At 40.4% G+C, this 13,261-nt stretch carries 9 protein-coding genes; all 9 read left to right on the forward strand.

All coding sequences use genetic code 11. From position 1 onward, the window contains the following. Positions 1–123: 123 nt before the first annotated feature. The 9 genes from pepF to BrL25_RS20820 all read left to right on the forward strand — a co-directional run bounded on the left by pepF (position 124) and on the right by BrL25_RS20820 (position 13,182). Positions 124–1,938: an oligoendopeptidase F gene (gene pepF, locus BrL25_RS20780; protein WP_018670041.1), complete on the forward strand. Its 1,815-nt coding sequence runs from the start codon at positions 124–126 to the stop codon at positions 1,936–1,938. Between the two features lie 327 nt (positions 1,939–2,265). Next, entirely contained in the window at positions 2,266–3,435 is a 1,170-nt protein-coding gene (gene nagA, locus BrL25_RS20785; protein WP_018670040.1) for an N-acetylglucosamine-6-phosphate deacetylase, read from the forward strand. A gap of 3 nt (positions 3,436–3,438) precedes the next feature. Next, entirely contained in the window at positions 3,439–4,170 is a 732-nt protein-coding gene (nagB, locus tag BrL25_RS20790; protein WP_026315010.1) for a glucosamine-6-phosphate deaminase, read from the forward strand. Positions 4,171–4,463: 293 nt separating this feature from the next. Continuing rightward, positions 4,464–5,696 carry an efflux RND transporter periplasmic adaptor subunit gene (locus BrL25_RS20795; protein ID WP_018670038.1) on the forward strand — a complete coding sequence of 411 codons (1,233 nt, stop codon included), beginning with the start codon at positions 4,464–4,466 and terminating at the stop codon, positions 5,694–5,696. Continuing rightward, positions 5,693–8,788, forward strand: a complete 3,096-nt coding sequence (locus tag BrL25_RS20800) for an efflux RND transporter permease subunit (protein WP_018670037.1) — start codon at positions 5,693–5,695, stop codon at positions 8,786–8,788. Before BrL25_RS20795 ends, BrL25_RS20800 begins: the two co-directional genes overlap by 4 nt. 176 nt (positions 8,789–8,964) lie before the next feature. Beyond that, positions 8,965–9,663 carry a 4'-phosphopantetheinyl transferase family protein gene (locus BrL25_RS20805; RefSeq protein ID WP_018670036.1) on the forward strand — a complete coding sequence of 233 codons (699 nt, stop codon included), beginning with the start codon at positions 8,965–8,967 and terminating at the stop codon, positions 9,661–9,663. 43 nt (positions 9,664–9,706) lie between these two features. Then, a complete protein-coding gene (locus tag BrL25_RS20810) occupies positions 9,707–10,726 on the forward strand; it encodes a zinc-binding dehydrogenase (RefSeq protein WP_018670035.1) in 1,020 nt (339 codons plus the stop codon). A gap of 163 nt (positions 10,727–10,889) precedes the next feature. Further along, the gene (locus BrL25_RS20815) at positions 10,890–11,369 is read left to right on the forward strand and encodes a hypothetical protein (protein WP_018670034.1); all 480 of its coding nucleotides are present in this window, start codon (positions 10,890–10,892) and stop codon (positions 11,367–11,369) included. A gap of 175 nt (positions 11,370–11,544) precedes the next feature. Then, positions 11,545–13,182: an AMP-binding protein gene (locus BrL25_RS20820; protein ID WP_035311855.1), complete on the forward strand. Its 1,638-nt coding sequence runs from the start codon at positions 11,545–11,547 to the stop codon at positions 13,180–13,182. Positions 13,183–13,261 lie beyond the last annotated feature (79 nt).

Genomic DNA, 13,261 nt, shown 5'->3' on the forward strand with positions numbered 1-13,261 from the left:
ATCAATCACCAGAAGGAGAGGGTTGCAAATAATTGAATCAGAGCTTCGCTTAGTGTACGATGGAGAATAGTACCAGTTTTTCTGATGGCTCTGCCTATTTTCCATATAAAGGAGTGTATCAATGTGAACAAAACCAAAACATTACCTAAACGAAACGAAGTACCTGACCAATTCAAATGGAAGCTGGAAGACATTTATCCTTCCAATAACGATTGGGAAAAAGACGCAGAGCTAGCAAAAACCTTGATCCAGAAAGTACAAAGCTTTAAGGGAAAATTGGCTGATTCTGGGAAGCAATTGTTAGAAGTGCTAACTTTAATGGATGAGATATCTCAATTGATTGAAAAACTGTACGTGTACGCTCGCATGAGAAGAGATGAAGATAATGGAAACTCTACATACCAGGCTTTAACTGATCGGGCTACTTCTCTATCTACGCAGGTTTCTAGTGCACTTGCATATATTCAACCAGAAATTCTAGCAATAGAAGATGAGCGTCTTGAAGCCTTACTTAACGAAGAAAGTGGTTTAGATCATTACAGAAAATTTTTAGAGGTTGAGATTATTCGTTATAAGCCGCATACGTTGTCAGCTGAGGAAGAAGTCTTGCTTGCAGAAATGCGTGAGATTTCAGGTGCACCTTCTAACATCTTCACAATGTTAAATAATGCAGATATTAAATTTCCAATGGTTACGGATGAAAATGGAGAAGAGGTTGAGCTGACAAAAGGTCGATATTCCCAATATATGGAGAGCAAGGATCGACGAGTGCGCCACGATGCTTTTAAGGCTATGTATGAAACATACCGAAATCATAAAAATACGATTGCAGCTACACTGATTGCAAGCGTAAAACGTGATGTATTTTATGCACGTACCCGGAAACATTCGTCTGCATTACAGGCGTCTCTATTTAACGATAATGTAGATCAATCTGTATACGACAACCTCATTGCTACTATCCATAAGAATTTGCCTGAGCTACAACGTTATTTAGATTTACGCAAAAAAATGTTGGGTGTAGATGAGCTTCATATGTATGACTTATATGTTCCGATTGTAGCGGAAGCCAATATGGAAATTCCTTATGAAGAGGCTGTTAAAACGGTGGAGGACTCACTAGCTCCACTCGGTGAGGAATATGGAAAAGTTTTACACGAAGGGTTCACTTCCGGTTGGGTAGATGTATATGAAAATCAAGGAAAAACGAGCGGTGCTTATTCGTGGGGAACATATTCTGTTCATCCTTACGTGTTAATGAATTATCAAGATAACCTAAATAACATGTTTACGTTAGCACACGAAATGGGTCACGCGTTGCACAGCTATTACTCGCATAAAAATCAGCCGTATACGTATTCGCAATATCAGATCTTTGTTGCAGAAGTAGCTTCTACATTAAATGAAGCACTATTAATGCAGCATTTACTTGAACAAACGACTGAAAAAGAAAAACGCATGTACCTGCTTAACTACTACTTAGAGCAGTTTAGAGCGACTGTTTTCCGTCAGACCATGTTTGCAGAATTTGAGAAGATGATTCATGCTACCATTGAAGAAGGGCAAGCACTGACAGTAGACTCTCTTTCCAGTATGTATCGCGAGTTAAATGTGAAATATTTCGGAGACTCTGTTGTGATCGACGAAGATATTGATCTTGAATGGGCAAGAATTCCTCATTTCTATAACAATTTCTACGTGTACAAATATGCCACTGGATTCTCAGCTGCTACTTCCCTATCGAAACAAATCTTGGAGGAGGGTGAACCGGCAGTAGAGCGCTATTTGAACTTCTTATCGAGTGGTGGTTCCGATTACCCGATTGAATTGTTGAAAAAAGCAGGAGTCAATATGGCAAAACCAGAACCGATTGAGGAAGCAATGGATGTCTTTAAAGGCTTGTTAGATGAATTGGAGCAATTAGTGTTATCTAAATAGAGGCGCTGTAGAAGATCACAAAATGGAGGGTGTGTAACCCTCTTTTTTGTTTGCTAACTATTACAGTTCGCATATAGAAGAACTAGCTCAAAGTAAGCAAGAATGCCGGTATGTCAATGCTTCAGTTGTGTGTCTGTTTCTTGAAGAGTAAGAAGATTCTTGGGTAACAGCATCGTTTTCTGTTACAATAATAAGTGAGAAATCGCTTTCGTAGACTTTCTTACAAACGCTTTCTACATAATAATTGCAGGGGATGCGTATAAATCGGATGCCTAACAAAAGATAGACAGAGGCTTCACGTAGTTCGAAAAATAGGAGGAGTACACCATGACTGTTGGTCAAACACAAAAAATCATAAATGTGAATATTGTCACAGAAAAAGGCATTCTTGAACAGACCATTCTCCTTATGGAAAACGGAAAAATTATCTATGTAGGACCTGAAAATGGACAAGAAGCAGAGCATGTATATGATGGAAAAGGTGCAACTCTAGCACCAGGATTCATTGATTTACATGTGCACGGTGGGGCAGGTTTTGACTTTATGGATAGCACACAGGAAGCAGTTGACGGTATTTGTAGCTTCCATGCTCAGCACGGTACGACTGGTCTATTGGCTACTACTATGACAGCTCCTATCGAACGTAATCTTGAAATATTAGAATTTTATTCGAATATAAAGGAAAACAAAGGTGCCAAAGTAGTTGGCGTCCATATGGAAGGACCTTTCATAAATCCAGTTTTAAAAGGTGCCCAAAATGGAGAGTGGATTGAGCCTCCAACGCTTGCTAATATGCAAAGAGTCTTTTCTGTTGCTCGACCTGGATTAGTTAAGCTTATGACATTAGCACCTGAGTTGGTTACTGAAGAAGAGGTTTTTGATCTATTACGTGAACAAAAGGTTGTCGCTTCTGTTGGCCATTCCTTACAAGATTATGATGGCGCGTGCCAATGTTTACGTAAAGGGGTAAATCATGCAACCCATTTGGGAAATGCGATGAAAGGCTTGCACCATCGTGATGTTGGTATTATCGGATTAGCAATGCAGAATCCAGAAATGACATTTGATTTTATCTGTGATGGCATTCACCTATCCCCAAACTTCATCCGTATTCTGGCAAAAGCATGCGAATTAAATCAGATGATGTTAATTACCGATGCGATGCGTGCAGCAGGCCTAGATGATGGCCAATATGATCTGGGCGGACAAAATGTGACCGTTCGTGGAGATGAAGCTCGCCTTGCTGATGGTACATTAGCGGGTAGTGTCCTTACCTTAGATAAAGCATTGTCTAACTTTATGCGGTTTACAAAGATTCCTTTAGAAAAAGCAATTTACTTGCTTACAATGAACCAAGCAAAAAAATTAGGAATCAGTGATACAAAAGGTAGTATCGAAGTAGGTAAAGATGCGGACCTTGTACTGTTATCCAATGAATATCAGGTTATGGCTACTTGGGTAGAAGGAAAAATCGTATTTGAAAAGGCGGAGGACTAGATGATGCAGGTAAAAGTTTTTGAGGATTATGATACACTTAGCCGTTATGCAGCAGATATTTTTTTAGAACAGATTGAAAAAAAGTCGGATTCAGTTCTTGGATTAGCTACGGGCGGAACACCTGAAGGATTCTATAAACACTTGATTGCTAGTTATCAAGATAAAAAGCTGGACTTTTCGACACTACGTACATTTAACCTAGACGAATATTATCCGATCAAGCGTGAGCATCCACAAAGCTATTGGACATTTATGAATGATTGTCTATTTGCCTATGTCAATATACCAACAAAAAATATTCACCTTCCTAATGGCGAAACCACCAATGTGGATGCAGAGTGCAACCGATATGAAGAAGAAATAGGACTAATCGGGGGAGTAGATATCCAGATTCTAGGAATAGGTGAAAATGGTCATATTGGCTTTAATGAACCAGGGGCTTCGTTCGATTCTCGGACTCGTATGGTAGAGCTGACAAAGAACACGATTCAAGCTAACTCTCGCTATTTTGATAGTGTGGAGGATGTACCGCGCCATGCTATTACGATGGGGATTGCTAGCATTATGCAAAGTAAAAAAATTGTAATTCTCGCAGCCGGTGTGAAAAAGGCAGAGGCAGTGGCGAAAGCGGTTCAAGGTGAAATAACCGAAGAGCTGCCAGCTTCTATTTTACAAAAGCATCCTGATGTCACCTTCCTTCTAGATAAGGAAGCAGCTTCTCTGTTGCAATCATAACTAGCAAGGAGTAACTCAGCAAAGACTGTCTATATTAAAGTAGACAGTCTTTTTCTATTTTATGAAAGTGAAGGCTGAGCATATTCTTGTTTAAAAGGAAGATGATATATTTCCTTTTTTTATCTAAAAAGGTTTCTATGATTATTTTTGTATAAAATTATATTTTACTATATTTACCTTATGCTTTCAATCTCCGTCTTAAGTTGGATACAAGTTCCACCTGCTGACCGTTCTGTTATTTCAGAAAATTAGAGACAATAGAATAAAAAAGGAAAGAGCTGGGAGGAACAGATGTGAGACGTGTTGTCGTGTCGGTTTTGAGTGCCTCTATCTTGTTAGTTAGCGGCTGTGCGGGTAATGTGGAGCCAGTAGCTAGTGTGCAAGAGGAGAAAAATAACAAATGGGTGGAGACCTATAAAATTGAACAAGCACCAGCTTCAACTTTACTAGGATATTCAGGAGTAGTTGAAGCAAATAAACAGGTAATGCTAGGCTTCGGGAGTTCAGGAAAAATTGCACAATTGAATACAGAGAAAGGGGCCCAGGTACAGCAAGGTCAGGTCTTGGCCTCTTTAGACGCAAAAGTATATCAGGTAGCTGCTCAGGCTGCCGCAGGGCAAGTACAATCCGCAGCTGTTGCCGCTCAGGAAACACGGAAAGGAGCTTCTCAAGAAGCACTGGCCCAGCAAAAAATCAAACTGGATCGAGAGCAACAAAATGCCACAGAGGCAAAAAAGGCTGCGAAGCAAGGAGAAGTTTTGTTTCAAGGTGGTGCGCTTTCAAAAAATGATTATGAGGCTCTTCTTCTCAAAGCAAAGCAAGCAGAGATGAGTGTAAAAAATGAACAGATTGCACTTCAGGAGCTTCAAAGAGGGGCAAACCCAGATCAATTAGCTCGAGCAAGTGCCGCCATTACACAGGCAAACAGCGAGGCTGTACGAGCGCAGGAGAGTTTACAGCAAACCAAAATTATTGCCCCATTCTCTGGAACGATCATAGCGTTGCATGAACAGCAAGGGAAGGTTGTAGCTGGGGGACAAAGCATAATTGAGTTGGTTGATTTGAAAACGGTTAAGGTAGTCTTGTTCGTTGAGAGCGACGAAGTGGGATTTTTTACTGAGGGTAAGCAGGTAGAGGTACAGGGTGCTTCTGGTGTAGGAAGCAAGGGTACAATTCAATTTGTTTCGCCTGTAATTGACCCTGCGAACGGTAAATATCGAGTGGAGATTAACATGGCTAATTCAGAGAAAAAATGGCGGAGCGGTATGGTTGCGAATGTTAAGGTTCCTCGCCCATTGCAAGGATTTTTATTACCTCTAGAATGTGTAGGACTTACAAACGAGACCCATTTCGTCATGAAAGTCGAGAATGGAGTTGTCAAAAAACAACCTGTGGAAGTCGGACAGATTATTAATGGCAATATTGAAATTGTAAAGGGTGTTTCTGTAGGGGAACAAGTGGTGAAAAGTGGAATTACCTATATCGTTGACGGTGAAAACGTAGCGGTGAAGGGAGTAAAACAATGAGTAAACTCCTATCATTCTTTCTTCAACGAAAGCTTATTGTGTATCTTTTGACTCTGATGATTTTATTCACAGGCTTTGCTTCACTTGCTTCCTTTAAAGTATTTCTTGTGCCAAAAACAAATTTACCTTGGATTATTGCTAATATTTCTGGCGGATCACTTCCTCCCGAAGAGATGGAGAAAAAAGTGGCTGAGCGTGTAGAAAAAGAAGTGAAGGGAATGGAGGAAGTAAAGGATTATTTTTCATCCTCTTCTAGTGGTAACGTTCAAATCACTTTGGTAGCCAAGGAGGGAAAAGGTGAAGTAGCGAAACAGAAGCTGGAGAGCATTATCAACCGTGAACGAACCAATTTTCCGAAAGAAGTTGAACATAGTAATATTTATCAGGCCAATTATGGCGACGAAACTCTGATGGTGTTAGCTTTAACAGGTAACGATCCGCAATCATTATATAATTATGCTCAAGATACGCTTAAAGAAAGAATTGAGGCGGTAGCTGGAGTAAAAGGCGTAGAGATTAGTAAAGGAAGCTTTGAAAATAAAATTGCAATTACCTTATTGCCAGAGCGACTCTCCGCTTATCAGGTGACACCAGCACAGATTTATCAGGAACTACAAAAACAAAATTGGAAACAAGCACTAGGGACACTTGATAACGCTGGCTATCAGACGGTAATTGAATTGGATAAGACGCTACATCATGTAGAGGAATTAAAGTCTGTAATGATCCCAACACCAAGGGGAATGACACTACTCAGCCAATTGGCAACCGTAAAAGATTTACGCGGAAGCGAGAGTGATCAATCACTTGCTATCTATAAAGGAAAACCCTATATTGGTATATCAATAAAACGTACAGAGGGTAGTGAAATCATACCAACCCAAACAAGGGTTGAACAGCTTATCGCCCAAATTAATCAAGATGCAAATGGAATTTATCATCTTACATCTATTTTTGAAGCAGCCTCTTTTATTGAACATTCGATTAGTAATTTGAGTAGAGATGTTATGATCGGTGGAGCTCTCGCTATTTTGATATTATTCGTCTTTTTACGTAACTGGCGGGTCACGATGGTCATTGCTACAACGTTACCACTTTCTATTTTAATGACATTTATTGCTTTGAAAGTATTTGGCTATAATTTCGATATGGTAACCCTTATTTCTCTTAGTTTGTCAGTTGGTTTAATTGTTGACGCAGCGATCGTGGTATTGGAGAGTATCTATCACTATCGCGAGCAAGGAAAAGCATTGCGAGAATCAATTTTGCTAGGAACAAAAGAGGTACTTACACCAGTATTATCGTCACAGATCACTATGGTAGTCGTATTCTTACCTTTAGTACTAGCAGGCTTTGATGAAGCGCTGACGCCTATTTTCACTACGATTGCTTTTACAGTGACGGCGGCTATTGTATCAGCTACGATTGTTTCGATTTTCTTTGTACCCATTTTCTCAGATAGTTTTTTAAAAAATGATAAGCAAAAAGTGAATGGAGAAAATCACAAGGATAATCTCATGGTACGCTGGTTTGACCGTGTCTTGCATCTTTGTCTACGTCGACGATTTGTAACACTTGGTCTTGCCTTTCTCATGTTTTGCAGTATCTTTGTGCTGGCTCCCCATGTTAAAACCAATTTGGGGATTGATGTGAATGAAAACTTTATCTTTGCTGATATTACGTTGCCACATGGAACCTCTTTGGAAGGTGCAAAACAAGTCATTTCTCAAACGGAAGAGAAATTGGCTACGATAAAAGAAGTAAAAGATGCTTATATTGGTGGTAATCTTGAACGTCTACAGTTACAAATCGCGTTATTACCGAGAGCAGAACGCTCATTGGGCAAAGAAGAAATTGGCAAGCAAGTGATGGAAAAAACAAAAGAAGTAACAGGTGTAGAACGATTTTCTTTCAGCACGGATAGTCCAGATGGTGGTGCAGTAACTGTCGAAGTAGAGATTTCAGGTAAAGATTTAGAGAAAGCGAAAGAACTGAGTGAGCAAGTATCAACAATGCTAGTTGGTATAGAGGGTATTTCGAGTGTTCGCAATGATTTTAGTGAAGGAAAAGAAAAGATTACACTAGTGCCTATAAAGGAAGCCATGAATCGATTACAGGTTGACGAACGGGTACTAGCTCAACATTTATCCAGTATGATGGGTGAGCAGAAAGTGGCTGAACTTACAACAGACAGTACAAATGTGGATGTAATGGCTCGATTCCCTGAGCAAGAAATGAAACATCCTGAGCAACTCAAGAAAATGTTGATTCCCACTCAAAATCAAACCATGATACCGTTAGTAGATGTCGTCGAATGGAAGTATGGTAAGACTCCACAAAAAATTAATCACCGAAATGGAGAACGAGTAATTAAAGTGTCAGCTGATCTTGTTGGAATCGATCCAGGTAATGCGACCCGTTTGTTACAAACGAAGTTGGATCAACTGGTTGTTCCTGCTGGCTTGCAAGTGGAGTTAGCAGGTAGTCTTAAAGACCAAGAAAACAATATGTCCAGTGCATTGTTTGTCTTTTTAGGTGCCATTGCTTGCATCTATCTAATTATGGTTGCCCAATTCGGACGTTTGTCGCATCCATTTATTATTATGCTTACGCTACCTATGGCAGGTGTAGGTGTTGTTATGGGGCTAGTTTTGACACAGCGCATGATGACAGCCATGTCCATCATTGGCGTAATTATGCTAATCGGAATTGTCGTTTCCAATGCGATTCTGTTAATTGACCGTATAAATTTACTTAGAAAGCGAGGAATACCGTTACAAGAAGCTATTATTAAAGGAACTCATGACCGAGTACGCCCCGTTCTGATGACCAAAATTACAGCAATCCTGGGTATGGTACCAATGGCTTTGGCATTTGGGGATGGTGCTAGTTTAGAAGCTCCACTGGCAACCGTAGTGATAGCTGGACTTATTTTTCACACGTTAGTTACACTGGTTTTGGTGCCCGTGCTGTATTCCGTATTTGAAGGAATTGATAATTGGTGGAACAATAAGAGGGAAAAACGTATGCAAAAGCGATTGAAGAGATCAATAGTGGCCACGTCGGAAGGTAACGTAGTAGAAGAAAAATAGATAGTTGTAATAGAAATAAAATAATCTAACAGAGGGAAGGGCTTTCGCAACGGCATTAGTAGCGATGAGAGCCTTTCTTTTATTTAGAACAAAATACTAATTCGAAAATTCCATGTGACATAGTAGATTTGTTTACTAATATCCTCTAAAATATGGAAAAGAGAGAGGGGAATTACATGACAAACGTATTTGCTCTACATATACCAGCAGAACTAGAAGAGGATACATTTAATCATTTACTAGATCATGTATCCCCAGAAAAACGTGATAAAATCCTTCGATTCCGAAGACGGGAAGATGCCTATAGGGGACTACTGGCTGATTTACTTGTTCGCTATATTTTATGCACACATCACTTCATTCCTCTAGATGAGATTCAATTTCAATACAATGAGTATGGTAAACCCTACTTGCCCAACTATACAAATTGCAACGTTAATTTGTCCCACTCTGGTGAATGGGTAGTGTGTGGAACAAGTGTTGAACCTGTAGGAGTAGACGTAGAACAGCAAAAGCCCATAGACATGGAAATTGCTAAGCATTACTTTTCAACACAAGAATACACGGATTTAGAAATGAAATCAGAAGGAGAAGAACAGCTGTCGTATTTTTATGACCTTTGGACGTTGAAGGAGAGCTACATGAAGGCAGTTGGGAAGGGACTATCCATTCCCCTTGCCTCTTTTTCCATAAGAAAGAATCTGAATGGAACGATCGATTTTAGCGAAGAGACACCGTCAAAGACGAATTGGGTTTTTAAGCAGTATCACCTAGCTCCAGGATATCCATTGTCTGTGTGTAGTGCTAGTAATCAGTTTGCAGAAGAGGTAAAAATGATCCGATTGGACGAACTGATCCAATATTTTATATTGTGAATATAAATGAGAAGGTAAGTAGTAACGAAAAGGAGGAACGGACATGTACCAAGCATTATTGCATCATGGTCCAACTGGTTTAAAAGGGGTAAAAATAGCAGGGCGAGCGAAACGAAATTTGGCTGCTGATGAAGTGCTAGTTCGGTTGAAAGCATCTGGTTTAAATCGTCGGGATTTACTCAATATGATGTGGCGAAATGAACAAGATGCTCCACTCGTTCTTGGTGCTGATGGTGCTGGAAAAATTGAAGAAGTAGGCAGTGATGTGGAGGAATGGCATGTAGGTGACGAAGTAATCTTGCATGCAGGTGTGAACTGGTTAACAAAAAGCGACGCTCCTCCTGCTTCTTTTGAAATTTTAGGTTCTTCCTTCGATGGAACTCATGCTCAGTATATCGTTGTTCCTGCTTCCCTTCTCGTAAAAAAACCTACCTATCTAACGTGGGAAGAAGCTGGGGTCCTATCTGTTGCCGCACTGACAGCCTATCGAGCAATACGTACAAAAGGACAGGTCAAAGAGGGAAATACGGTGTTGATTCCTGGAATTGGCAGTGGAGTAGCTACTTTTTTACTTCAAATGAGTAAGGCCATGGAATGTCGTGTCATTGTTACTTCCCGAAGCAAAGCTAAACAAGAAAGGGCTTTGCAGCTAGGTGCTGATGTTGCAATTGATACAACAATGGATTGGAATGAAGCGTTACAGGGTGAGAAGGTCGACATCGTGTTTGATAGTGTGGGTCCTGCCACTTTTCAGCAATCATTACATCAACTACGCCCCGGGGGGACATGCGTTACATTTGGTGCCACTACCGGTGATATCATAGAGTTTAATCTCAGAAGCTTTTTTTACAGCCAGTGTAATATTCTAGGAACCACTCTAGGTAGTAAGGAAGAATTTATTGAAATGCTAGGCTTTATGGAACAACATCAAATCCGCCCGATTATAGATCACGTCTATGATTTAGAACAAGGAGTAGCTGCCCTTCAACGACTTCAGGATTCAGAACAGTTTGGCAAAATCGTATTACGTAGAAGTAAAACTGAAGCGGATCATAAGGAATGAGACTTTTGGATAATCGGGAAAAATAAGTAAGGAATCTTTCATGTATGACTTGGAAAAAAATGCAAGTTCCATTTGCTTGTAGCAGTTTTCTACAAGAATTACTTCTAACTCTCTCCATTCTCGCGTATGCATGTACAAATAGGGCGGAAAGGGAGAGTTACGAATGAGAGTATTTGTAATTAGTTTGCGCAAGTTGCTTTATGGCTCTGCTGTAGGGGTTGGCCTAGTACTTGCCATCGTACTGGTAATATGGAAAGATCCATTACATGTTGCAACCCTGTTCCAATTTGATCGGGAAAGCATGGAGACAACAGCAAAAGTAGCAGACAACCCGTTTGCCTCCGAAAAGCCTCAGGTGGCTATGGATGTACAGGTGGAGGATAATGAGATATCTGTCAACCTCATCACAACTGGCTTTACCTTTACGGAAGAACAGTCCAACGCAGATCAAAAACTGGAGTCCATGCATGGAAAGGGACATGCACATCTGTATGTGGATGGAAAAATGATTCAGAAGATTTATAATCCCCAATTTACTATTAAGAATATGCCAAAAGGGGAACACGAATTAAAGATAGAATTAGCTTACCCAAATCATCTATCTTACAAGGTAGAAACAGTAAAAATACTTCAAATTAAATAGATTGAGAAAGAAGTACCTCGATGGTTGATACCTTATCGGGGTCTTTTTGCTATATATAACCACCATTGTATATAAATGTGTATGAATATGTAGCAGGAAAACCGATGTCTTAATGGAATATTCTGATTAATACAACTAGGAGGTCGATAAAGTGGCTGATCTACGTTCCATTACGATGGGGGATTTATTAGATGAGACAGTAGGCATGTTTCCTGACAAGGAAGCCATTATTTATCATGAGCTTGGACTTACCTATACATATCGGGAGTTTCAGCTGGTATGCAATCAAGTAGCCAGGGGATTTATGGCCTTGGGTATAAAGCCGGGTGAACATATAGCAATTTGGGCTAATAATGTTCCAGAGTGGGTATTAACTCAGTTTGCCACTGCTAAAATGGGTGGTGTGCTCGTGACCGTAAATACAAGCTACCGTACACATGAGCTGGAATATTTGTTGCATCAATCAGATGCTACAACTTTACTATTAATCGATCAGTTTAAGGATGTTTCCTATGTTGACATGTTGCACGAAATTTGTCCGGAATTACAAGATGCTACACCTGGAGAACTACAAGCGGAGCGTCTTCCTCAATTACGCCGGGTCATTTATCTGGGAGAAAAGCGTCAACCAGGCATGTATTTATTTACAGACTTCTATGACTTAGCAAAACGGGTGACGGAAGAAGAACAGATAGCACGTCAGAAGACTATTCATCCCGACCATGTAGTTAATATGCAGTACACCTCAGGTACGACAGGCTTTCCAAAAGGTGTCATGCTTAGCCATAACAATATTATTAACAATGCAATTCAAGTAGCTAGTTGTCAAAATTTGCAACAACAAGATCGAGTTTGCATTCCAGTGCCATTTTTCCATTGCTTCGGCTGTGTAATGGGAACATTAGCCTGCGTAGCTACGGGAGCTACAATGGTGCCAGTTATTACCTTTCAGCCCAAGGTAGTCTTGGAAGTGGTTTCTAAGGTGAGGTGTACCGCTCTATATGGAGTACCAACTATGTTTATTGCTGAGCTGAATGACCCCACTTTTTCGCAATATGATGTAAGCTCATTACGCACGGGGATCATGGCCGGCTCTCCATGTCCAGAAGAAGTAATGAAAAATGTAGTAGATAACATGGGTATTCGTGATATTACGATTGCATATGGGCAAACTGAATCATCGCCAGTCGTAACTCAGACTAGAGTAGATGATAGCATCGAGCTTCGTGTTTCAACAGTAGGTCGTAAGCATGATCCAGTAGAAATTAAGCTAATGAAGCCGGGAACAGGAGAAGAAGTGGCTAGAGGCGAACAGGGTGAATTATGTACGCGAGGCTATCAAGTTATGAAAGGGTATTATAAGATGCCCGAACAGACAGCTCAGGCGATAGATTCTGAAGGCTGGCTCCATACAGGAGACTTAGCCACCGTTGATGAATTCGGATACTATCGGATCACTGGGCGTTTGAAGGATATGATCATTCGCGGAGGAGAGAATATTTATCCTCGTGAGATTGAAGAGTTTTTGTATACTCATCCTAAAGTGCTGGATGTACAAGTTATTGGTGTTCCCGATCCCCGCTATGGCGAACAAGTATTGGCATGCGTTAAAGTAAAGGAGGGAGAACACTTAACATCAAATGAGCTAAAAGACTTCTGCCAGGGGAAAATTGCTCGCTTTAAGGTTCCGTATTATGTACAAATTGTCAATGAGTATCCAATGACAGCCTCAGGTAAAATTCAAAAATATAAGCTGAGAGAGCAAGCCATTGAGATTTTTGGCTTGAATCAATCTGCCGCAACTAATGAGTAACTCGAAGGGAATCAATGCACTTGCATTACAAGTAATGTCGTTTAGCAAAAAAAGCTGCCCCGGTTCTAGGGCAGCTTTA

This window comes from Brevibacillus laterosporus DSM 25 (genome assembly GCF_002706795.1).
Lineage (GTDB): Bacteria > Bacillota > Bacilli > Brevibacillales > Brevibacillaceae > Brevibacillus_B > Brevibacillus_B laterosporus.